16 protein-coding genes are annotated in these 21,395 nt (G+C 61.8%); 2 read left to right on the top strand and 14 right to left on the bottom strand.

Going from position 1 to position 21,395, the window contains the following annotated elements; genetic code table 11:
• Positions 1 to 46: 46 nt before the first annotated feature.
• From Q8M85_RS03690 to glpD, 5 genes are read right to left on the bottom strand one after another with little or no spacing between them, the layout of a single operon-like run.
• Complete coding sequence (locus Q8M85_RS03690) at positions 47 to 850, bottom strand: carbohydrate ABC transporter permease (protein ID WP_305540434.1); 804 nt, start codon at positions 848 to 850, stop codon at positions 47 to 49.
• On the bottom strand, positions 850 to 1,722 hold the full coding sequence (locus Q8M85_RS03685) for a carbohydrate ABC transporter permease (protein ID WP_305540431.1): 873 nt from the start codon (positions 1,720 to 1,722) through the stop codon (positions 850 to 852). Before Q8M85_RS03685 ends, Q8M85_RS03690 begins: the two co-directional genes overlap by 1 nt.
• A gap of 3 nt (positions 1,723 to 1,725) precedes the next feature.
• On the bottom strand, positions 1,726 to 2,796 hold the full coding sequence (locus tag Q8M85_RS03680; protein ID WP_305540428.1) for an ABC transporter ATP-binding protein: 1,071 nt from the start codon (positions 2,794 to 2,796) through the stop codon (positions 1,726 to 1,728).
• Complete coding sequence (locus Q8M85_RS03675) at positions 2,797 to 3,885, bottom strand: ABC transporter ATP-binding protein (protein WP_305540425.1); 1,089 nt, start codon at positions 3,883 to 3,885, stop codon at positions 2,797 to 2,799.
• A 10-nt stretch (positions 3,886 to 3,895) separates the two neighbouring features.
• Positions 3,896 to 5,557 carry a glycerol-3-phosphate dehydrogenase gene (glpD, locus tag Q8M85_RS03670; protein ID WP_371135190.1) on the bottom strand — a complete coding sequence of 554 codons (1,662 nt, stop codon included), beginning with the start codon at positions 5,555 to 5,557 and terminating at the stop codon, positions 3,896 to 3,898.
• A gap of 180 nt (positions 5,558 to 5,737) precedes the next feature.
• On the opposite strand from glpD, the gene Q8M85_RS03665 reads away from it, so the two are divergent.
• A complete protein-coding gene (locus tag Q8M85_RS03665; RefSeq protein ID WP_305540419.1) occupies positions 5,738 to 6,499 on the top strand; it encodes a DeoR/GlpR family DNA-binding transcription regulator in 762 nt (253 codons plus the stop codon).
• A 143-nt stretch (positions 6,500 to 6,642) separates the two neighbouring features.
• Here the strand turns inward: Q8M85_RS03665 and Q8M85_RS03660 are convergent, their stop codons facing one another.
• Genes Q8M85_RS03660 through Q8M85_RS03645 form a run of 4 tightly spaced genes read right to left on the bottom strand, consistent with a single transcriptional unit; the run spans position 6,643 to position 13,289 of the window.
• Positions 6,643 to 7,320 carry a Crp/Fnr family transcriptional regulator gene (locus tag Q8M85_RS03660; protein WP_305540416.1) on the bottom strand — a complete coding sequence of 226 codons (678 nt, stop codon included), beginning with the start codon at positions 7,318 to 7,320 and terminating at the stop codon, positions 6,643 to 6,645.
• Complete coding sequence (locus Q8M85_RS03655; protein ID WP_305540465.1) at positions 7,317 to 9,698, bottom strand: AAA family ATPase; 2,382 nt, start codon at positions 9,696 to 9,698, stop codon at positions 7,317 to 7,319. The genes Q8M85_RS03660 and Q8M85_RS03655 overlap by 4 nt, the downstream gene beginning before the upstream one ends.
• Positions 9,699 to 9,757: 59 nt before the next feature.
• The gene (locus Q8M85_RS03650; RefSeq protein WP_305540413.1) at positions 9,758 to 10,279 is read right to left on the bottom strand and encodes an adenylate/guanylate cyclase domain-containing protein; all 522 of its coding nucleotides are present in this window, start codon (positions 10,277 to 10,279) and stop codon (positions 9,758 to 9,760) included.
• 25 nt (positions 10,280 to 10,304) lie between these two features.
• Positions 10,305 to 13,289, bottom strand: a complete 2,985-nt coding sequence (locus tag Q8M85_RS03645; RefSeq protein ID WP_305540410.1) for an NAD(P)-binding protein — start codon at positions 13,287 to 13,289, stop codon at positions 10,305 to 10,307.
• 257 nt (positions 13,290 to 13,546) lie between these two features.
• Here Q8M85_RS03645 and Q8M85_RS03640 point away from each other — a divergent pair, with 257 nt between their 5' ends.
• Positions 13,547 to 14,056, top strand: a complete 510-nt coding sequence (locus tag Q8M85_RS03640; RefSeq protein WP_305540407.1) for a phage tail protein — start codon at positions 13,547 to 13,549, stop codon at positions 14,054 to 14,056.
• A gap of 277 nt (positions 14,057 to 14,333) precedes the next feature.
• Here Q8M85_RS03640 and Q8M85_RS03635 read toward each other — a convergent pair whose 3' ends face one another.
• From Q8M85_RS03635 to Q8M85_RS03615, 5 genes are all read right to left on the bottom strand, one after another.
• A complete protein-coding gene (locus Q8M85_RS03635) occupies positions 14,334 to 15,701 on the bottom strand; it encodes a hypothetical protein (protein ID WP_305540404.1) in 1,368 nt (455 codons plus the stop codon).
• Complete coding sequence (locus tag Q8M85_RS03630; RefSeq protein ID WP_305540401.1) at positions 15,698 to 16,858, bottom strand: AAA family ATPase; 1,161 nt, start codon at positions 16,856 to 16,858, stop codon at positions 15,698 to 15,700. Before Q8M85_RS03630 ends, Q8M85_RS03635 begins: the two co-directional genes overlap by 4 nt.
• Complete coding sequence (locus Q8M85_RS03625; RefSeq protein WP_305540398.1) at positions 16,851 to 18,245, bottom strand: protein kinase; 1,395 nt, start codon at positions 18,243 to 18,245, stop codon at positions 16,851 to 16,853. The genes Q8M85_RS03630 and Q8M85_RS03625 overlap by 8 nt, the downstream gene beginning before the upstream one ends.
• A 161-nt stretch (positions 18,246 to 18,406) precedes the next feature.
• The gene (hsdR, locus tag Q8M85_RS03620; RefSeq protein ID WP_305540395.1) at positions 18,407 to 20,746 is read right to left on the bottom strand and encodes an EcoAI/FtnUII family type I restriction enzme subunit R; all 2,340 of its coding nucleotides are present in this window, start codon (positions 20,744 to 20,746) and stop codon (positions 18,407 to 18,409) included.
• Between the two features lie 252 nt (positions 20,747 to 20,998).
• Positions 20,999 to 21,253 (bottom strand): restriction endonuclease subunit S, encoded by a 255-nt coding sequence (locus tag Q8M85_RS03615; RefSeq protein ID WP_305540392.1) that lies wholly within the window; start codon positions 21,251 to 21,253, stop codon positions 20,999 to 21,001.
• Between the last annotated feature and the right edge of the window lie 142 nt (positions 21,254 to 21,395).

Below are 21,395 nucleotides of genomic sequence, written 5' to 3'. Positions count from 1 at the left end.
TCCCGGGTCAGGCCCGGGACGGGGTTCGCTTCGGAGCCGCCCGCCATCACACTCTCCCCAGGGCGAAGCCCTTGGCGATGTAGTTGCGGACGAAGTAGATCACCAAGGCACCCGGCACGATGGTCAGGACGCCTGCAGCGGCCAGCACGCCCCAGTCCATGCCCGAGGCGCTGACCGTGCGGGTCATCGTGGCTGCGATGGGCTTGGCATCAGTGGTGGTAAGCGTGCGGGACAGCAGAAGCTCGACCCACGAGAACATGAAGCAGAAGAAGGCGGCGACGCCGATGCCGGACGCGATCAGCGGCATGAATATCTTCACGAAGAACTTCGGGAAGGAGTAGCCGTCGATATAGGCGGTCTCGTCGATTTCCTTCGGCACGCCGCGCATGAAGCCTTCCAGAATCCAGACCGCCAGCGGCACATTGAACAGGCAGTGGGCCAGCGCCACTGCGATATGCGTGTCGATCAGGTTCATAGCGGAATAGAGCTGGAAGAAGGGCAGCGCGAACACGGCCGGGGGCGCCATGCGGTTGGTCAAGAGCCAGAAGAACAGGTGCTTGTCGCCCATGAAGCTGTAGCGGCTGAAGGCGTAAGCTGCGGGCAGCGCCACGGTGATGGTGATGACGACGTTCAGCGTCACGTAGATCATCGAGTTGACGTAGCCCATGTACCACGAGGGGTCGGTCAGGATGACAACGTAGTTGCGGAAGGTCAGGTTCTGCGGCCAGAGCGTGAAGGTCGAGGTGATCTCGGTATTGGTCTTCAGGCTCATGCTGAGCAGCCAGTAGATCGGGATCAGCAGGAACAGAAGATAGATCGCCATGACAATGGCAGACGAGCGGATGCGCATCAGCGGTTCTCCTCGCGGTCAAGGTTGGTCATGACAGTGTAGAAGACCCATGAGATCAACAGGATGACCAGGAAGTACATGATCGAGAAGGCAGCGGCGGGGCCCAGATCGAACTGGCCGGTGGCCATCTTGGCAAGGTCGATGGAAAGGAAGGTGGTCGAGTTGCCGGGGCCGCCGCCGGTGACGACGAAGGGTTCGGTGTAGATCATGAAGCTGTCCATGAAGCGCAACAGGACGGCTATCAGAAGAACGCCCTTCATCTTGGGAAGTTCGATGTAGCGGAACACGCTCCAGCGGGTCGCCTGGTCGATCCTGGCGGCCTGGTAGTAGGCCTGGGGGATCGACTGGAGACCGGCGTAGCACAGCAGGGCGACCAGCGAGGTCCAGTGCCAGACGTCCATGACGACCACGGTGATCCAGGCGTCAAGCGGGTCATTGGTGTAATTGTAGTCGACGCCAAGATTTTTCAGCGTATGGCCAAGAAGACCGATGTCGACGCGTCCGAAGATCTGCCAGATCGTGCCGACGACGTTGAACGGGATCAGCAGCGGCAGCGCCATCAGGACCAGGCAAAAGCTGGCCCAGAAGCCGTTCTTCGGCATGTTGAGAGCGATGAAGATGCCAAGCGGCACCTGGATCAGAAGAATGATCACCGAGAACAGGATCTGTCGCCCCAAAGCCTCATGCAGGCGGTTGGAGGTGACCATCTCCTCGAACCACTCCAGCCCGGCCCAGAAGAATGCGTTGTTCCCGAAGGTGTCGTTGACGGCGTAGTTGACGACGGTCATGAGCGGCAGGACGGCCGAGAAGGCCACCAGCACCAGCACCGGCAGGACAAGGAACCAGGCCTTGTTGTTCTGGGTCTTTTCCATCGGTCAGGTCCCCATCGGCGCGACGCGCCAGTCGTTTGCGTAGACGTTGATCTTGCCATGCGCGAAGGCGACGCGCGGGTCTGCCGGGACCGACATGCCCTCGGGCAGGATCGCGTTCAGCGGCTGGCCCTGGAACTCGGCCCGAACGATGCGGTGACGGCCCACGTCCTCGACCCGCAGCACGGTGACCGGCAGCCCTTCGTCCGAGATCGTCACATAGTCCGGGCGGATGCCGATCTGGGTGCGCCCCGTTGTTGGCCCGTACGCCGCACCAAGGGCAACCTGCACGCCTTGCAGACGCGCCTCGGAGCCGGTCACTTCGGCGTCCAGAAGGTTCATCCCCGGCGAGCCGATGAAATAGCCGACGAAGGTATGCGCTGGGGTCTCGAACAGTTCTTCCGGCGTTCCCATCTGCACCACGCGGCCCTCGTGCATGACGACGACCTTCTGCGCAAAGGTCAGTGCCTCTGTCTGGTCATGCGTGACGTAGATCATCGTGTGGCCGAACTCGCGGTGCAGGTCCTTCAACTGGGTCCGCAGCTCCCACTTCATGTGGGGGTCGATGACCGTGAGAGGTTCGTCGAACAGGATCGCGTTGACGTCCTCGCGCACCATGCCGCGACCAAGGCTGATCTTCTGCTTGGCGTCGGCGGTCAGACCGCGCGCCTTGCGGTTCAGGCGGTCCTCCATCCCGATCATCTTCGCGATCTGCTCGACGCGCTTGCCGATATAGGCCGCATCCATCCCGCGGTTCCGCAGGGGGAAGGCCAGATTGTCGCGCACGGTCATCGTGTCGTAGACGACGGGGAACTGGAACACCTGGGCAATGTTGCGCTCGGTCGTCTCGGCGTCGGTCACGTCGCGGTCGCCGAACAGCACTCGGCCCTGCGACGGGCGCACAAGGCCCGAGATGATGTTCAAAAGCGTGGTCTTGCCGCAGCCCGAGGCACCAAGCAGCGCATAGGCTCCGCCGTCTTCCCAGACATGGTCCATTTCCTTCAACGCAAAGTCCGCGTCGCTGGTCGGGTTCGCAAGGTAGCTGTGGGCAAGGTTGGAAAGCGTGATCCGGGACATTCAGGCCGCCATCGCATAAGGGGCGGGCGCGGCAAGTCGGCCCGTTTCATCGAACAGGTAGACATGCGCGGGGTCGACAAAGACCGGGCAGGCCGTGCCCGCCGACATCGGGTGGACTCCGTGCACCAGGCCCACCCAGCGGTCCGACCCGTGGTCGAGGTGCAGGAAGGTCTCGGACCCGGTGATTTCGGTCGCGCCGATGGTGCAGCGGAATTCCACCGCATCGCCGGAGTGGCGGTTCAGGGTGACGTGGTTCGCGCGGAACCCGGCCATGTAGGTGCCGTCGGGCAGGTGATAGCCCGGTCCCGTCGCCGGAGCATGGGCACTTTCGCCGAAGGTCAGGCGGCTGGCTTCCTTGCGGGCTTGGACGAAGTTCATCGGCGGATCGCTGAAGACGCGCGCGGTCGTCGCGTCTTCGGGCAAGCGGTAGACATGCGGGGTAAGACCGAACTGGGTCACGCGGCCCTCCCACAGCGTCGCGGTGTTGCCGCCCAGAAGCAGGGCCTCTTCGGGTTCGGTTGTCGCATAGACGAAGATCGCACCCGAGGCCTCGAAGATGCGGGGAATCTCGATCCGCAACTCTTCGCGCAGCTTGTAGTCAAGGTTGGCAAGGGGCTCGTCCAGAAGCACCAGACCCGCCCCTTTGACAAGCGCCCGGGCAAGCGCGCAGCGCTGCTGCTGGCCGCCCGAAAGCTCCAGCGGCTTGCGGGTCAGCATCGGGGTCAGGCGCAGCATCTCGGCGGTCTGGCGGACGGCTTTGTCAATTTTTGCAGACGGCTTGCCCATCAGGCGCAGGGGCGAGGCGATGTTTTCGTAGACCGTCAGGCCGGGGTAGTTGATGAACTGCTGGTAGACCATCGCCACCTTGCGGTCCTGGACCTTGACGCCGGTCACGTCCCGGCCTTCCCAGAGAAGGCGGCCCGTGCTGGGTTTGTCGAGGCCCGCCATCAGCCGCATCAGGCTGGTCTTGCCCGCCAGTGTGGGCCCAAGCAGCACATTCATCGTGCCGTTCTTCAGCGTCAGGTCGGTGGGGTGGATATGCGCCCTGCCCCCGACCGAACGTGAGACCCCCTGCAGTTCCAACGTCATCCCGTTCCCCCTATTCCGCCGCCGGGCTGACAGCCCGCGACGCATCCGCCCCGACCTCACTGGTCATGAAGCGGTCGAGTGTCTCGATCTGGTCCGCGGTCATCCGTAGGCCCAGTTTGGACCGACGCCACGCGACGTCGGCGGCCGTCGTCGCGTATTCGTGCGACATGAGCCAGCGCACCTCTGCCTCGGTCAGGGTGGCGCCGAAGTCGCGGCCAAGGGCCTCGGCCGTGGTCGCGTTTCCCAGGATCAGCGCGGCCTCGGTTCCGTAGGCGCGGACCAGACGCGCGGCCCAGTAGTCGGTAAGGAAGGGGTGCCGGGACTTGAGGCTGGCAGTCAGCGCCGCCACGCCGTCATGCGGGAAATCGCCGCCGGGAAGGGCGACACGCGCGGTCCAGGCGGGTTTGGCTTGCGGGAAGAACGGCGTCAGCTTTGCCAGCGCGCTTTCGGCCAGGCGGCGGTAGGTGGTGATCTTGCCGCCAAAGACGTTCAGCAGCGGCGCGCCGGTCTGGTCAAGGCTGAGGACATAGTCCCGCGTCGCGGCGGTGGCCGACTTGGCGCCATCGTTATACAGGGGGCGCACCCCGGAATAGGTCCAGACCACGTCGTCCTTCGTCACCGGCCGGGCGAAATACTGCGACGCGAAGGTCAGAAGGTAGTCGCGTTCCTCATCCGTGCAGTGGGCCTCGTTCGGGGCGCCCTTGTGGTCCTTGTCGGTGGTGCCGATCAGGGTGAAGTCCTGCTCGTAGGGGATGGCAAAGATGATGCGGCCGTCGGAGCCCTGGAAGAAGTAGCAGCGGTCGTGATCGAAAAGCCTTTTCGTCACGATGTGGCTGCCGCGAACCAGCCGGACACCTTCGGTGGAATTGATGCGGGCGACGTTGCGGATCACATCCTCGACCCAGGGACCGCCGGCATTGACCAGGGCGCGGGCGCGATGGGTCGTGGGGCCGTGGGGTCCTTCGGTGGTGACGTGCCACAGGTCGCCCTGGCGCACGGCGCTGGTGACGCGGGTGCGGGTCAGGATGCGCGCCCCGCGCCGGGCGGCATCGCGGGCGTTCAGCGCGACAAGGCGCGAATCCTCGACCCAGCAGTCGGAATATTCGAAGGCCTTGCGAAACTTTGCCTGCAGGGGCTTGCCAGCGGGATCCTGCGTCAGGTCCAGCGTCCGGGTCGCGGGCAGGATCTTCCGGCCGCCCATCGTGTCGTACATGTAAAGGCCAAGGCGGATCAGCCAGTCGGGCCGACGGCCCTTGGCCCAGGGCATCACCCAGCGCAGGAGGCGTGAGGTCGGCGTGTCGCTTTCAAAGCGCATGTCCGGCGACAGGGGCAGAACGAAACGCATCGGCCAGCTGATATGCGGCATGGCGACAAGCAGGGTCTCGCGTTCCTCCAGCGCCTCGCGGACCAGGCGGAACTCGAAGTATTCCAGATAGCGCAGACCGCCGTGAAAGAGCTTGGTCGAAGCCGAGGAGGTGCCCTGGGCAAGGTCGCCTTGTTCGGCCAGCGTGACGCTCAGCCCGCGCCCGGTGGCGTCGCGGGCGATGCCGCAGCCATTGATGCCGCCACCGATGATGAAGAGGTCGGTTACAACCTCTGCGGTTCCGTTCGTCACTGTGCGGGTCCTCCCCCGGGCAAGAAGCTGCGATGTTGTCACGGCTTCGTCAACCATATTTTTCGTTTTTGCGCGAGTTGTCCGAAAGCGAACATTTCTGGGGGAGCTATCGCGCAAATGCAGCATGATTTGCTGCAAGCGCAAAATATCGCGCGCATCCGAAAGCGAAATAATCGCTGACATACGCTGACTGGCGTGGCAGAAAGCCGAAACGCGGGTTACGAGGGAAATGGAACGTTGGCCCTGAACTTTCGGCAGACAGAGATCCTGGAACTCGCGCGGGCCGAGGGCCGGGTGGTGGTCGAGGATCTTGCCCAGCGATTCGACGTGACGTTGCAGACGATCCGCCGCGACCTGTCCGACCTGGCGGATGCCGGGCATCTTGACCGGGTGCATGGCGGGGCGGTGCTGCGGACCGGGGTCGCGAACATCGGCTATGAGGCGCGGCGACGGATGAACGAAGGCGCGAAGGCCGCGATCGCGCGGGCCTGCGCGGCGGCAATCCCGGACAATTGCAGCCTGATCCTGAACCTTGGCACCACGACGGAAGCGGTGGCGCGCGAGTTGCTGGCGCATCGCAACATCACGGTGATCACCAACAACATGAACGTGGCGAACATCCTGGTGGCGAACCCGGGCTGCGAGATCGTCGTGGCGGGCGGCGCCCTGCGGCGCACCGACGGCGGGCTGGTGGGCGAGTTGACCACCCAGTTCTTCGAACAGTTCAAGGTCGACTATGCGGTGATCGGGGTTTCGGCCCTGGACCGGGACGGCGACCTTCTGGACTTCGACCTGGCCGAAGTGCGGGTGTCGAAGGCGATCATCCAGCAATCGCGGCGCAGCTACCTGGTGGCGGACCATTCCAAGCTTGACCGCTCGGCCCCGGCCCGGCTGGCGTCGCTGTCCGAGATCACCACGCTGTTCACCGATGCCCCCCTGCCCGCCGACCTGATGCGGAAATGCGAGGCATGGGGCACCGGGGTGCAGATCGCGAGCTGACCGCGCGGGCCGGGACGGGTTTCAGACGGAGCGGCTTGCGCCGCCGGTCCCTTGTCTTGCCCTTTTGCGTGAAGGACGCAAAAGGGCCTAGGGGAAAAGTGCCTCCGGCGGGGATATTTGGGCAAAGATGAAAGGCCGGGCGATCAGAACCCGGCGGTCAGGACCCTGGGGTCTAGAAGCTCGATCCGCTGCCGCGCGGTCTTGATGGCGCCGCGCTTGGCAAGGCCGCTCATGATCCGGCTGACCATCTCGCGGTTCGAGCCGATAGTGGCGGCGATCTCGGCATGGGTCGGGGCCTCGGCGATCACGCCACCGACCCGCAGCGCGCCACGGTCGACGGCCAGGCCGAAAAGGTAGGACGCGACGCGCTGTTCGACGCTGTAGGTGGTCAGTTCCAGGTTGCGCGCCGTCAGGGTGCGGACGCGGGCCACGAGACCTTGCGTGATCCGCCAGCGCAAGGTTGGGACCTGATCGAAAAGCTGGCGGAAGGTCGCACCGGGCAGGGTCAGCACCGTGGCCTCGCTGCGGGCGACCACGGCGAGCGAGCGGTCGCCGTCGTCCAGCGCCGCAAGTTCGCCGAGATGATCGCCAAGACCGAAGCGGGTGAAGATCACCTCGCGCCCGTCCGTAGTCCAGTAAAGGGCGATCAGCGTGCCCGAGAGCAGGAAGTGGACATCGCGGCTTTGGTCTTTCTGGTTGAAAAGGATTTCCCACGGTCCCAGGTGGCGTTCGGTGATCGGAAGGTCGATCCCGGCGAGATCCGCCGGGGACAGGCCCTGGAACAGCGGCAGGTCGTGGGCAAGCAGGGTGTCCAGGCTCACGATACGGCCAGGTGGGCGCGGGACTGCGCCAGTTCGGGCAACGCGGCGTCGGCCGGGAAGCGGGCAGCGACCTCGGCCAGTCCGGCGGCCGGGCCGCCCTGGTCCACCCGGTCAAGCAGCGCGCGGATCAGCCAGAGCGCGGCACCCTGCGCCGTGGCGACCTCGATTGCCCTGTCCAGCGCCGCGCGGGCGTCGGCGCTGCGGCCTGTCGCGCGGCAGTTGGCCGCGTGCAGGCGCAGGATTTCGGCATGCCAGCAATGCAGGCCTTCGGCCTGGGTCTCGACCAGCGCGCGGGAGGAGATCTGGAGCGCCTCATCGGCCCGACCGGCTGCCAGAAGCCGGGCGGAGTGGACGGCGGAGAAATAGGGCACGCCTACGTTGGCACCAATGGCGCGCAGCGTGTCGATGAGCTGGCCGAAGCCCGCGATGCCCTCGGGGGTCCGGGCGAGGTCGGGGTTCATCACGCAGGCCCAGGTCTTGCCGATGAACTGCCAGAACAGTGCCCCTTGCGCCTCGGCGGCCTCGATCCCGCGGTCAAGGCGGGCGAGCGCCTCGTCAAGGTGGCCGGCGTAGAACAGCGGCACCGAGCCCCAGACCAGCGCATAGGGCTGCATGACGGGGATCGACAGCGCGGCCTGGTGGGCGTCGGTTTCGGCGACCAGCGCGGGGACGCGGTCGGTCTGGCCCAGGATCGCGCGGGTCGGGCCTTCGAACATCTGGGCGGCGGCGAACATGTCCATGCCGTAGCGGGCGATCATCCCGGCGTGTTTCTCCAGCCGGTAAATCGGGCGGATCTGCGCGATGCAGTCCAGCTGTTCGGCGAAGCGGCCCTGGTAGAAGCGGGTGCCGTTGCGCGCGGCAAGTGCAACGAGCCTGATCTCGTTGCCCTGGTCATCCTGACCCGCGCTGTCCGCCATGCGGTCCATCAGGTCACCCAGCCGGTTGGCGCGCGCTTCCTGCGCCGAGATGATGGCATGGGTATGCGCGCCCAAGAGCGCCGGGGCGGTGTTCGGCCCCAGCGCCGCCTGCGCGCTGGAGATGTCGAGAACGGTGTCGAATTCCTGCCGCACGGGTTCGGCGGTGAAACCCTGGACCTGCATCAGGACCGAGCCGATCATGGTATGGGCGGCGATCTGAAGCTCGGGGCGGCCTTCCTCGGGCAGTTCGGCGCAAAGGGCAAGCGCGGCACGGGCCATCCCCTCGGCGTCGCCGAAGGCACCCTGCATCAGAAGCTTCTGGCTGGCCTGCAGGTAGCTGACGATCGCGGGCAGGAACTGGCGGGCCTTGTGCTGGTGATCGGCCAGAAGACCCGGCTCGCGGGCCAGGACCTGCGGGAAATGTGCCAGCAGCATGTCGGCGATGCGGGCATGCAACCCTTCGCGCGTGCGGCGGAGCATGGACTGGTAGGCGGCCTGGGCCAGAAGCGCATGGGCGAATTCCCAGGCGTTGTTCGGGCGCGCGACCACGACCCCGGCCCGCGCGGCGGCGCGCAGGTGCGGCAGCGGGTCCTCGCCGTCCAGCGCGCGCAGCATTTCGACCCGGAAGCTGCGGCCCAGGGCGGCGGCGCGTTGCAGGACGGGCTTGGCGTCGCCCGTGCTGTCGATGCGTTCGCCCAGAAGATCCATCAGCGTGGCGGGAAGGGCTGCATCGGGCCCTGCCCCGCGCCGGGCAAGCTGGTGCAGGAACAGCGGCACCCCCCCGGCCCGTTGCAGGACCTGCGCGCGGATGTCCGCCGTCAGGCTGTCTGGGGCGAGGCGGTCGAGAAGGACGCGGGCGTCTTCCTCGGGCAGGGGGTCGAGGGCAAGGGTCAGCAGGCCTTCGGACGGAAGGTAGCGGCCCAGCTTGGCGTCCTCGCGGCTGGTCAGGATGATGGTGAACTGCCGCGCTTCCGGTGTGGTGAAGATGTGGTTGATGACGCCAAGGCTGGCGACGTCGAACCAGTGCAGGTCCTCGAACAGAAGAAGCCCGCGCTGTTGGCGGGCCAGGATCGCGCGCCAGATCGCGCCTTCGATCAGGCCCTTCAGCGCAAGGCTGGACAGCGTGGCGATCAGGACCTGGCCTTCGGGCAGGCCCAGGATCAGGGCAAGCGCCTGGCGATCCTGGGTGGCGAGGTCCGGGAAGGCCTCGGCCAGGGTGGCGTAGTCGGGGTTCGGGTTGCCGATCCGGTCCAGCAGCCAGTCGCGCAGGGGCAGGAACGACGAGCCGTGGCCGATCGCGTCGCCTTGGAAGACCGACTTGGCGGCAAACTGCGATGCAACGTGGCCGACGAAGGCGGTCTTGCCGACACCGGCCTGGCCGATGATCAGGACCGGGCCGTCGGCGGCAATGAGCTTGGCCATCTCGCGGGCGCGGCCGACAAAGGTTTCCGGCTGGTCGATCCCGCCCGCAGGCAGGCGCGCGGTGACCTCGTAAAGCGGGACCTCCTCGGCAAAGCCCTTCAGGCGGCGGGGGCCGAGGGCGCGGGTCTCGAACCGACCGCGACAGAGGGCGCGGTCTCTTCGGCGATGACGACGCTGCCGGGGGTGGCCTCGGTCTGGATGCGCTCGGCCAGCGTGGTCACGCCGCCGGTAAAGCGCGGCAGACCGTCGGCGGCGGCAGCAAGGCGGACGACGACTTCGCCGGTCGCCACCCCGGCGCGCAGGCGGACGGTGATCCGGTTCTGGTAGTTCAGCTTGATCGACTGCACGGCGCGCAACGCGGCATCGACGGCGCGGTCGGCGGACAGCTCCTCGGTCCGGTCTAGACCAAAGATCGCCACGACCCCGTCGCCGAGGTATTCGGTCACCTCGCCCCCGGCCGCCTCGATCAGGATGCGGGCCTGACGATAGTAGTCATCCAGCCAGGACTGCAGGTCCTCGGCATCCGCCTCGCTGGCGATCGAGCTGAAATTTTCAAGATCGATGAACACCGCAGTCACCTGCCTGCGTGTGCCGGCGCTTTCCACATCTCCTTTCGGCATCAGTGATTTCCCCCCCGGGCTGCTATTACGGTAGCCTAGTCCGCGCCGCTTCTAAATGGGCAATTCGCTGTGAGTCCAATGGATTCGACAGGGTCCAGGCGGTGCGGATGCGGAAGGCCCCCGGCAAGCCCTTGCGGTGGCGACGCCCGTCCTGCGGCATGGACAACGGGTGCGCGGTCATCCGTCCGGCGGGCAGTTGGGCAAGCGTCGGATCGTGGATGTCGATCTCGGCCGCAACGGGGGTGACATAGGCAGAGGTGAAGTCGAAGTCGAAGGCCGAGAAGTGCCAGCGCGAGAGCTTGCCCTCGGACACGATGGTCTGGCCGCAGATCGTCTGGACGATGCCACAGTCGGGGCTGTCCATCAGGCTGTGGGCAAAGCCGCGCGACTGGTAACGGGCGGACCAGATGGGACGGCCGTCGGGCGTGGCGACCGAATAGGAGCCATTGCCCATCTGCAACTGGCCCAGCCGCTTGTTGTAGCCATAGAACAACAGCCCGGCGATCTGGGCGGGCTGGTTCGACAGATAGAGGTTCGGCAGGTAGTTGAAGATCCCGGGCTGGCCCTCAAGCTGCACGCAGGCGACCGAGACGATGGCTTCGAAATAGTTCGGGAACCCCATGAAACGCGGCAGGGCCGAGGGGCGGACGCCGATCTGCTGGTTCGCCAGCAGGGTGACAGGGTGGGTGCCGGGCTGCGTGAAGCTTTGCGGATGCAGCGACATGCCCGGCGGCAGGATGGCCTGCACCGCCTTGGCATCGACCGCGTGGAAGCTGAAAAAGCCGTCCAGCGTCCCGGTGCCGAAGAACGGCGTCAGCGGCCAGTTCGCGGTCTGGGCATAGGGGCTTTGCAGTTCCACCGCGTCTTCGGGCGTGCCGTCGGGGGCAAGATCGCCCTCGCCCACCACCTCGAACGGGTGGCCGGTCAAGCCGCGCGCCGCGACAAGGCCCGAGATCGTCGCGGCCTCGACGCAGCCCGCGTTGATGCCGCAGCGTGTCCAGTCGCCCGCCAGATACAGGTTCTCGAACCCGCTGTCGTCGGGAGGCAGGCGATACTGGACCGATCCGGGGACCGACAGGACATAGCGTTCGGACCCGTAGAAGTTCTGCCGGAAATATTGCGCCTCGAACGCCTCTTCGGGGCTTTGCCCCGGCGCGGCCCAAAGCAGCGACAGGTCGAACTGGCCGTCCTTGGCCGCGCCCGGCCACATCCGCGTCAGGTCGCGGTCGGCCCAGGCGCGGACACGGTCGGTGAAGGGGGCCGTCTCGCTGCCGACGTCTTCGGTGGGACTGCAGAAATAGGCAAGCTGGACCGGCGGTTTGTCCTTGGGCCAGTCTTCGCGCACCAGAAGGTCGGACATGTCGGCCCAGGTGTCCAGCGGCTCGGAAAAGCTGGTTATCACAGTCTTGAGGTCGGTCTGCGGCCCCCGGTTGTGCCTGGCCACCAGAGCGTTCCAGCCAAGGTCGGCCGCCGTCCGGTTCAGCCAGAACTGCGCGGCATGGGTGGCGACGGTCTGCACCTTGGTCACCATCGCCCGCCAACGCGGTTCGGCTGCGATCAGTTCTTCCGCAAGATAGGGGAGCGAGCCAAGCGAGGCCCCAAGGATCACCTGGTCGAAGTCCTTGCCGCGCTGAAGGGTATATGCCCGGCCCTGCGGCGGAGCCTTCTCGCATTCGAAATCCGGCCTGCCGGTGTAGGATTTCGGGTCAAGCTGGTCCCAGCGCGGCTCGGACGGCCAGCAGGGCAGGTCCTGCACCGGGACCAGAGGATCATAGTCCTGGCCCGGAAGCGGGGCGGCCTGCTCCACCATGTCGATCGCGTGGATGCCCAGCTTCTGCCTGTCCAGCCGCAGGGCCGTGGCGGCGTTGAAGAAGCGGAACTTCACCCCGCGGGATTTCAGCACCAGATAGTAAGGCGCGAAGATCGTGTCGCCCATCCCGGCCTGCATCTTGTAGAAAAGGTCGCCCTTGTAGGTGAAGGCCAGCCGCAGCAGCCCCCGGATCGCCGTGCCTGCGCCGACGCCCCGGTCGTTGGTCACCCCGCCCGGATAGCCGAAGACATAGTCGTAGCAGCCGCGGAACAGCGCCGAATAGACCGCCTCGTGGCTGGCGCCGAAATGCAGAAGCCAGGCGCTGATCTCCTGGTCGTCGATGGCGTCGAAGCCCGCGCGAAACAGGCCCGTGTCCACCGCGCCCCGGAAGAAGGCCGAGGCAAGGCTGACCATATAGCCCATCCGTCGCGCCTCGTCGCCGTCGTCCAGCGCCGACATCCGGTCGTGGTGCCAGTCCTGGGCATGGGCAGCCAGCGCGGCCAGGTGCAGCGTCTCGTGCGTGCGGTGATGGTGGGGATTATCCGACATCCGCCGGGCCAGGGCGTGCAGGTGATGGAACGGCGTCGGCGCGGCAACGGGCAGGCCAAGGCGGCGGAACCCGGTGTGGAAATGGTCGGGAAGGACATGCTCGGGCGGCGCAGCGCCGACCAGGCCACGGTCGAAGAACTTGGCGATGGCCTCGGCAAGCATCTGGAAATAGGCGAAGGGGGTCGGCAGCATCCGGTCCTTGCCGTCCTTGCTGGGCACGCCCGGAAGGTTCGAGTTCGTCTCGAAGTCGATTCGCCAGGGATGCAGGCCAGTCGTGCCGTCCGGGCCGGGGATGTCCTCGGCAATGAAGAAATGCGACAGCCCCTTGAAGGCGTCGTCGATGGTCCCAAGCGGGTCTTCGGGCTTGCGGATCTTCAGGTCGGTCATCTGCGCATAGCAGTCGCGCATCAGGCGGAAGGCGTTTTCGTAAAAGCCCGCCCAGATGTGCAGCCCGTGCTCTTCGATCCGCCGGTGTTTCGTCGGGTCCGGGTTGCGCCCCGAAGCCCCCTTGCCGCCGCACCGCCAGCCCATCTGGTAGACGGTGATGTCGTAAAGCTTGTCCCATCCGGGGATCGTGGTGACCGCATAGGTCGCCGTCATCGCCCCCACGCCGCTGCCGATGACCGCGATCTTCTGACGTTGTGCAGACATGATGCTCCTCCAGGTCACACAGACCTATCTGAATTTGTTAACCATATGTTGCGACTTGTCGAAGAAAAGCGCCATTTCATCAGCCGTCCTGCGGCCAAACGGCCGGGACCGCAATGAAGCTTCGAGGGGCCGCAACCGCAGGATGAATTACCAGCCCGGTCTGTGCGTTTTGACACAGATACTTGCTGCCCCGCCCGGCTAGCACAGGGTCACCGGCTGTCCGCATTTGGTGGCCGAGATGAAACGGTGCGAATGCGATGGAACCCTTGCTTGGGTCGATCCTGCTGTTCGGAGGCAACTTCGAGCCGAGAGGCTGGGCGTTCTGCAATGGTCAGTCGCTGGAGATTGCCCAGTACTCGGCGCTTTATTCGCTGCTTGGCACGACTTACGGCGGTGACGGGATCACCTCTTTCCGATTGCCGGACCTGCGCGGACGGGTTCCCGTCCATGCCGGCCCCGGCGCCGGGCTTTCGCCGCGCTCCCCCGGCGACGCCTTCGGAAGCGAGACCGTCACGCTCGCGGCCGGCCAGGTTCCACCACACAGCCATGACCTTGTTGTCGCCAATGTTCCCAGTGCTTCCGACCGCGGGCAGGGCGACATGCTTGCGCGGTCACAAATCTATTCCGAAACCAGTGGGCCGACGCTGACGCTGAACCCGCTGTCCATTGCTTTGACCGGAGGCGGTCAGCCGCATGACAACATGCAGCCAAGCCTTTGCGTAAATTATATTATCGCGCTGGAGGGCATTTATCCTTCGCGCAACTGAACCCCGCAATGTCCCTGTTGCGGGCTACTGGCCGGTGTCGACCCCCTCGCGCTGGCCCGGACCTGCAAGCCTCCCCGTGGCTTGCAGGTCCATTTATGATCAGGACAGGCAGAAGAAGGGCCAAGAGCCCGGTGTCAGATTAAAGTGCGGGAAGGTGATTGGTGGAGCAGAGGGGGGGCTCCACCAAGATTCTAAACCATTGAGAAGCAACGATGAAAGAATGTGCAATTTGTCGCGTGTCGCACCATACGGCCACACTCATCTCGCTGGCAAGGGGCTAACGCCTTTTCTTTGATCCAGTGCCCGATCGTTCAAACAGTTCGCGTTGCTGTGGCTGTCGGATATCGTGTGCGATCCTCGCTGCGCGTTCTAGGAGGACTTGCAATTCCTCAATTCGAGCACGCTCACGAATCAAGAACGCCTCCTGCTCTTCGATCGCTCTTCTCAATGCGTCTTCCCGTCTCACGGCAGGACTGCGGAAAGACCCCGACACAGAACCCAATAGTCCAACGACTAATGTACCCGAGTTCCCAGTGCGTATGCCATCTTCCCCAAACGCCTTCTCGCCAAGTACATCAAGTTCTTCGACTTGCACATCACCTTCCGGCACACGAAAAACTGATCGAACTTCACGAAGATCCCTCAAAACGCGCTGTCCCAGACAGTTGGCTGTCGAAAGAATGTCGGACTGCGCATGAAACGCCGACAAAGCACCAAACCAAAGCGCGGCTCGTGGTCGGCTCTTGCTAACCGTTTCAAGCAAGCCGAGATGGCCCATAGAGCCATTCCCAACCATTGAGAGAAGTCCACCAGCGAAGAAATCGGAAACGCTTCGATCAATCTTCTCAGAGAAAAGCTGCTCCAAGATGCGGGGCAAAGAACGCACTCTCTCTTCGCGAGCACCCTTCAAGGGCGAAATACTAATCTCCACTCCAATCGTTTGCTGGATAGTGTCCGGGAACCAAGCTTCAAAAGGAGCCCCTCTAAGTGCAACGCCCAGAGACCGCACAATTGAACTATCTCCGTATCCCTGATCGATTTCAGGCGATTTATCAATCGCCTGGGCTAAACTCCCCCAAACAGCGAGAACATCCTCGGTGGGCACCGCGGTCGGCGACTGCCCGACTATACGCCGTGCCAAGCTCCATCGATCAACAACATCAACGAGCAATTCGCCGCGATAGCCCTTAAGAATTGCACTCAAAAGGCATGCCGATAGGGTAGCCTTTACACCCTGCACTGAAAGCTCTGTGAGTGAACGCAATCGACCACCAGCATTGACAAAGCCCTCGGCAAATGAAACGCCTATTAGCTTGTCGACTGCCGGTAGGTGCTCTGTTTTGCGCTCCTCCATCGACAACAAAAGAGCAAGGCTCTCCACTGAGACCACATGGTAGAACGCGGAAAGTGGTCTCAAGTTTGCAGCATAGGTGCTAACGAATGCAAAGAACTCACGCATGCCTTCGCGTGGCACGGCTATAACGGGGTGAGTTGCCTGTCCCAAGCTAGAAGGTGTAACAACGAAGACTTCGCTGGACGAAAGGCGTCCGGCGAGCTTAGGAAAGTCACTCTCAAATTCTCGAAGCTCTAATCGACCACCTAGCCAGTCGATCAGCCTTTCTCGGTCGAGCTGTATGTACTTCATATTGCTCCCGGCCCAAAAAGTTCATCCAGCTTCGGCTCTTTTGCAGGACCCGAGCATGCCTGGAGCCCGTTCTCGAGATATCCAGGAAGATCCCCATCATGATAAACGCACAGCGAAGTTTTGCATCGGGTCACCGCAGTATAGGCTAGCTTCTTTTGCAATTGGAACTTCTTCACAGTCTCCGCCGCAACAAAATGCCCTGCTCGGAACTCCAGACCCTTAGCGCCATGAACCGTTGTGAGCACTACGCGTCGATCCAAAGACAGAGGCTCATAGTCTCCGTGTTGCACGTGAACAGACGACGCAAGTCCTGATCCTAACAGCCTTTGTGCAACAATGTCCAGCTCCTGCTTTCTAGGGCAGATGACACCAATGTATTCGTCCGGGTACGCACTAAGCTGATCCGGTATTCGTTCAATGAGGAGTGAAACTTGATCCTCTAACGATAAGCCTCCGTCGCAACTAACTGTCGATGGAAAGGTGTCTTCATCATAGTTTGAAGTTGCTTCTAATCCTTCAGGATTATCCACTAAACCCAAAATACCGTCGGCCATACGACAAACCTTCAGTCCGTTGCGATAGTGGAACTTAAGGCTCGTGACGTTAAAGCCTTCCCCTGCCAGACTGTCGAGCGCGCTTTCATCCTCAGACTGGATTCGCTGGTTCTTATCCCCCACAGCGAAGAGTCGAGGAGTGAAATGCATCAGAATTTTAAGCTCCTCCGCAGTATAATCTTGCGCCTCATCTATTAGGATGCAGTCGAAAAGGTTCTCAGGTCTTTTGCGCGCAGCTATCCGGCCAAGGCTTAAGATAATCTCAGACCGTGTTGCCCCAAAATCTTCTTCCTTTGGTGGAGCTATGCCGTTTTCTCGAAGAACCGTCGAACCCCATCTCACATATGTTTGTATCTTATCCGCTGAGAAGGCATAGTTCGCTGATCCACTTGCAAGAAACTCACGAAGTGAGCGAGCAAAAGTTAGCACAGCTATGTTCTTTAGGCCCCCCCTGTGCAAATAGGATGCCCTAAGCAGAAGTAGGTTCGTCTTACCACATCCAGGAGGACCTACCACTAGGTGGTGCCCATCGCGGCCAAGTGATACAACGGCCTTCTGTTGTTCATCGAGGTCTGCTGGATTGGTCCACCAAGTATTAGACATGGGCAGCCTCGCTAGTAAAAGGGGTGAGTTCCAAAACTATGTCATCGTTTGAGGTATCAACGCTCTGAGCCTGATCAATTGCTTCGTACAATACACGCTCCAGTGCTACTGTTAGGTCTCCGCTTGAGGAAAGGCCGATGAAGATTGGTACATGCTTATCTGGCGGCGGTGCATCCTTTTTCGTAAGTAGTCCTTTTGCAAGGATTGCGACGAGACCAACCTCGGAGTCAATTACTTGAACCTCAAGCCAAATCCGAAGATTTCCATGAAGGCTATGCGGCGGGGACCTATCGAACCCTATGCATAAGATGTCGCCTTCGCGAGAGATATTTATGGGAGGAAAAGCACTTCGGTTGGCAGTTCGTATTGCGCGAGCCTTTACCTTTAAGTGTGAAACAACATCCTCAATCAAAGCCACAACTGCATCTGTTGACTGCATCACTGATTCGGATGATGAGTCCCCCATTATTGATGATCGCCTTGATACACGTTCGCGTAAGGCCGTTAGGGTGTCTAGAGAAGGTTCAGGCGGATGGAATGACCTCCAAGTTAGATGGTTGAGTCGCTGACGAAAGTCTTTCATGAGACCCAGTTTTGCCGTCTCGATTAGATAACTTGGAACCGCCGTGCTATCAATTGTGGGCGTATTGTGCTGAACTGCATTCACGAGCCTAGCGTATGGCTGGACATTATCTGCGAAAATTGGCTTCCGCATTATGAGATCGTGCATCACTGCTGCTATCTGATAGAATGTATGCGCTCTCCAACCGTCAATCGAATCTTCTTCCTGCCTTAGTAGGAATTCTGGAGAACTATATTGCAAGGTTCCCACAAATGATTGCACACCATTGTCATCAGTAATGTCTCCACGTCCAAATGGTCTCACCACGCCAAAGTCTAGTAAAGTTAACCTTGAGAAGTCGTCTGAAATCACTATGTTCTCTGGTTTTATGTCCCGGTGCGCCAACCCAAGACATTCTAGATACTCGCAGCAATCTGCTAGTTGTGAAACAAGGGCGGGGACGTTGTCCATTGGTATTTTATCAAGGCAGTCCTTTATATTCTTCCCCGAGATGTACTCCATCACGATGAAGTGGTTACCGGTAACTGGATCAAATCCGCCTCCAAGTATCTTAACCATATTTGGATGCGATTTGCCTATAAGTTCGAGTTCTCTCGAAATTCTCTTCAGTTGGGCGGCATCCCCATATTTTTCGATCAGCTCATCATCAAATATCTTTATTGCGACAAAGCTATCGCTGTGCACGTTCTTGGCATAGAATACCGCAGCCGATTTTCCGAAGTTAATCAGGTTGATGATTTGCCATTCCTGCAGCACGTTGCCTTGGAGTTGGCTCTCGATTTCAAGTGCTTTGACCTTATCCATCGCTCTTATTCCTGCAACCGGTGCGTGTGATTAGGTATCCAGGAAGACGCGGAATGCAAGCGGCAAATGAATGGCTTAGACTTAATGGCCAGTTGTGAGCGCTCGCGAGAGCCTTTCGTACCTTTGTTCTTTCGGTACTGCAAACGTTAACAGGCTCTCTGCTAGATGCTCGGTCGGCCAGGTTCATCTTGGTAGAGAACAGCTTGCATGCGTCTGAAAGCATTTCTTACCTCAGCTAACTCACCTAGCTTTCGCTTACTCTCTCCTACACTGCCATAGCGTGCGGTCAGGAACTGGGCCAGTTTGGGGGTGGCAAGCTCGCTTTCGCCCTTGGCCTCATAGGCGTTAAGGATCAAGAGCAGAAGGTCGGCCATCTCGCCCTGAAAGCCCCCCATGCGACTGTGTCGGACAACTCGAGCCCTGTCATGCCGCGTCTTCGGAGGGTTTGTGAACAACACGTATGCCAGCACGTCGTATAGATCGCTCTGTGATGCATCAATTAGTTGGCGGAGGTCTTGTAGCCGGTCTTCGTCATAGCCATAGTCTTCGAGTTGCTTGAGAAAATGCGCTCTGTTGTCGGGGTCACTCCAGGCAGTGCGCAGTTGGTCTTCGTCCGCAATCAGCTTGGACAGATCGCCGAACAGCCTCGACAGGAAGTCTGCCGCCGAGATCGGTTTGCCGTCCGCGTCCCAGTAGGTGGTCGATGCGATGAAGCGGATAGACCGGGCCTTGCCGTCTGCCAACTGCACCACAATCTTCTGGCGCGGGCCGTCATCTACTTCGTCCTGTTCCTCGCCTGACAGTTGAGGATCACCCGTTTGCTCTGGTGTGGCTCGGGGTGGCCCAGGGGGTTCAGGTGCAAGAGGTTCGCCATCCCATTCGGGGTCGTTGAAGTTCTCGTGGGCCTTCACGAAGTCCCAGATGGTAAAGAAGTCCTTGCCCTCATAAGTGCGGGTTCCGCGTCCGATGATCTGCTTGAACTCGATCATCGACCGTATGGGGCGCATCAGCACGATGTGGCGGACGTTGCGGGCGTCCACTCCGGTGGACAACTTCTGTGATGTGGTCAGGATTGTCGGGATGGTCTTCTCGTTGTCCTGAAAGTCGCGCAAGTGCTGGTCGCCGATTGCCCCGTCATCTGCTGTCACCCTGTGGCAGTAGTCAGGGTTCGGGCTGGCCTTCACCTGATTGATCAAGTCCCGCACAAGTGCTGCGTGGTTCTGGGTGGCACAGAACACCAAAGTCTTCTGCCGCTGGTCGATCTGCCCCATGAACTCCCGGACACGGGCCAACTCGCGGTCTGGGATGATGATGCGGGTGTTGAAGTCGCTTTCGGTGAAAGCCTCGCCGTCCTCAACCTCGCCAGCCACCACCATGTCAGTGCCGTCATAGACGTACTCGTCAATCGTGCTGGCCATCTGCCGCACCTTGAACGGGGTCAGGAAGCCGTCTTCAATCCCGTCCCGCAGTGCGTAGGTGTACACAGGCTCGCCGAAGTAGGCGTAGGTGTCGGCGTTGTGCTTGCGTTTGGGGGTGGCGGTCAGACCTAGCTGGGCTGCGGGGGCAAAGTACTCTAGCAGACTGCGCCATTCACTTTCGTCTTTGGCCCCGCCCCGGTGGCATTCGTCGATCACGATGAAGTCGAAGAAGTCCGGGGCGTACTGGGTGTAGACGGGTTCACCTTCGCCGGTCATGAAGGTCTGGAAGATCGTGAAGAACAGGCTGGCGTTCTTCGGTGGCTTGCCCCGGTTCTTGCGGATGGTGTCGGGGTCGATCCGGGTGACGGCATCGTTCGGGAAGGCCGAGAAAGCGTTGTACGCCTGATCAGCTAGGATGTTGCGGTCGGCTAGGAACAGGATGCGGGGGCGGCGGGTCGGTTCGCCCGACAGGTTCCACTTCGCCTGAAACAGCTTCCAAGCGATCTGGAACGCGATTGAGGTCTTGCCGGTGCCGGTGGCCAGCGTCAGGAGGATGCGCCTGTCGCCCTTCGCCACAGCCTCCAGCACCGCAGTGATGGCGTTGTGCTGGTAGTAGCGGAGTTCCCACTTGCCGCCGTCCGTCTCGAACGGCACGGCTCCGAAGCGGTCGCGCCACGGGTTGGGATCGGGGAAGGTGCGCGCCCAGAGGTCATCGGGGGTCGGGAAGGGCAAGGACAGGTCGCCCTCGGCCCCCGTCACCATGTCGATCTGATACCAGCCGATCCCGTTCGAGGCGTAGGCAAAGCGGGCACCCAGACGGGTGGCATAGTCCTTGGCCTGCCCCACCCCGTCACGGTGGCTGATGCCCGCCCGCTTGGCCTCCAGCACGGCCAGCTTGTGGCCCTTGTGGGTCAGGACGTAATCGGCAGAAAGCCCCTTCTTGCGCTTGCCGCCGGACTGGATGCGACCGGGGCAGATGGTTTCCCGGTGGACCCGCGATCCGTTCAGCCCCCACCCCGCCGCTGCCAACACGGGGTCGATACGGTTTGCGCGAGTATCAGCTTCGGTTTCCGTCTGGATCATATCAGCCCGTCAACGCTTAGGCCCGCAGCGCCACCTTGGCATTCGGGACACTTGCGCTGGTGGAAGTCTGACCCGTTCGCTCCATAGCGATGGCTGCAGAGCGCGCCGGTTCCCAAGCGCCGGGCGCAGACCAGCACCCACACATACTGCATGTGGTCCGTGCCGGGACACTCTGAGCGCGCGATCAACACTTGATCGTTGATGTTGACGTCACCGAGTTGGCGCTTTGAGGTTCCCATGGGATTTAATACCTCAGGTGAGTTCGCCCGCGAAGGCTTTTTGCAGAAGGGATTGGCGGAGGTCGCTGAGCGATTGAAGTTTCTGTTTTGCGAGGTCAGTCAGTTCCCAGTACGCCTTGTGCGCTTCGTCGATCACTAGGGCGATCTTCCTTTGTGCATCTAGTGGCGGCAAGTCGAAGGTGTAGGCAAACATATGATTGCGGTTAACCTTTGGCATACCCGCACGGTCTGAACCGCTGATAGCATACTCAGTGAAGTCATGCCCCAATTGAGCTACTCCCCGATCCTTGGACAGTTTTTCGGGTTGTTTAAGCTACAGCCTGCACCTGCTGATCGGCTTCGATGGTGTTGAAGTAGACCACGGCGGGAGGTTGACCGCCATGGGCAGTATGTGGGCGTTGGTGGTTGTA

The sequence above is a fragment of the Tabrizicola sp. genome, assembly GCF_030694085.1.
In the GTDB taxonomy this organism is placed as follows: Bacteria; Pseudomonadota; Alphaproteobacteria; order Rhodobacterales; family Rhodobacteraceae; genus Tabrizicola.
The sequence above is the reverse complement of the archived record's forward strand: the minus strand, read 5'-3'. Positions and strand labels throughout refer to the sequence as shown.

Bases quoted from the DNA above. Each gene is read 5' to 3' on its own strand.
- Q8M85_RS03645 (WP_305540410.1), bottom strand. From the start codon at position 13,289: ATGTCTGCACAACGTCAGAAGATCGCGGTCATCGGCAGCGGCGTGGGG.
- Q8M85_RS03625 (WP_305540398.1), bottom strand. From the start codon at position 18,245: ATGGATAAGGTCAAAGCACTTGAAATCGAGAGCCAACTCCAAGGCAAC.
- Q8M85_RS03635 (WP_305540404.1), bottom strand. From the start codon at position 15,701: ATGAAGTACATACAGCTCGACCGAGAAAGGCTGATCGACTGGCTAGGT.
- hsdR (WP_305540395.1), bottom strand. From the start codon at position 20,746: ATGATCCAGACGGAAACCGAAGCTGATACTCGCGCAAACCGTATCGAC.
- Q8M85_RS03675 (WP_305540425.1), bottom strand. From the start codon at position 3,885: ATGACGTTGGAACTGCAGGGGGTCTCACGTTCGGTCGGGGGCAGGGCG.
- Q8M85_RS03685 (WP_305540431.1), bottom strand. From the start codon at position 1,722: ATGGAAAAGACCCAGAACAACAAGGCCTGGTTCCTTGTCCTGCCGGTG.
- Q8M85_RS03680 (WP_305540428.1), bottom strand. From the start codon at position 2,796: ATGTCCCGGATCACGCTTTCCAACCTTGCCCACAGCTACCTTGCGAAC.
- Q8M85_RS03630 (WP_305540401.1), bottom strand. From the start codon at position 16,858: ATGTCTAATACTTGGTGGACCAATCCAGCAGACCTCGATGAACAACAG.
- Q8M85_RS03690 (WP_305540434.1), bottom strand. From the start codon at position 850: ATGCGCATCCGCTCGTCTGCCATTGTCATGGCGATCTATCTTCTGTTC.
- Q8M85_RS03650 (WP_305540413.1), bottom strand. From the start codon at position 10,279: ATGCCGAAAGGAGATGTGGAAAGCGCCGGCACACGCAGGCAGGTGACT.
- Q8M85_RS03640 (WP_305540407.1), top strand. From the start codon at position 13,547: ATGGAACCCTTGCTTGGGTCGATCCTGCTGTTCGGAGGCAACTTCGAG.
- glpD (WP_371135190.1), bottom strand. From the start codon at position 5,557: ATGGTTGACGAAGCCGTGACAACATCGCAGCTTCTTGCCCGGGGGAGG.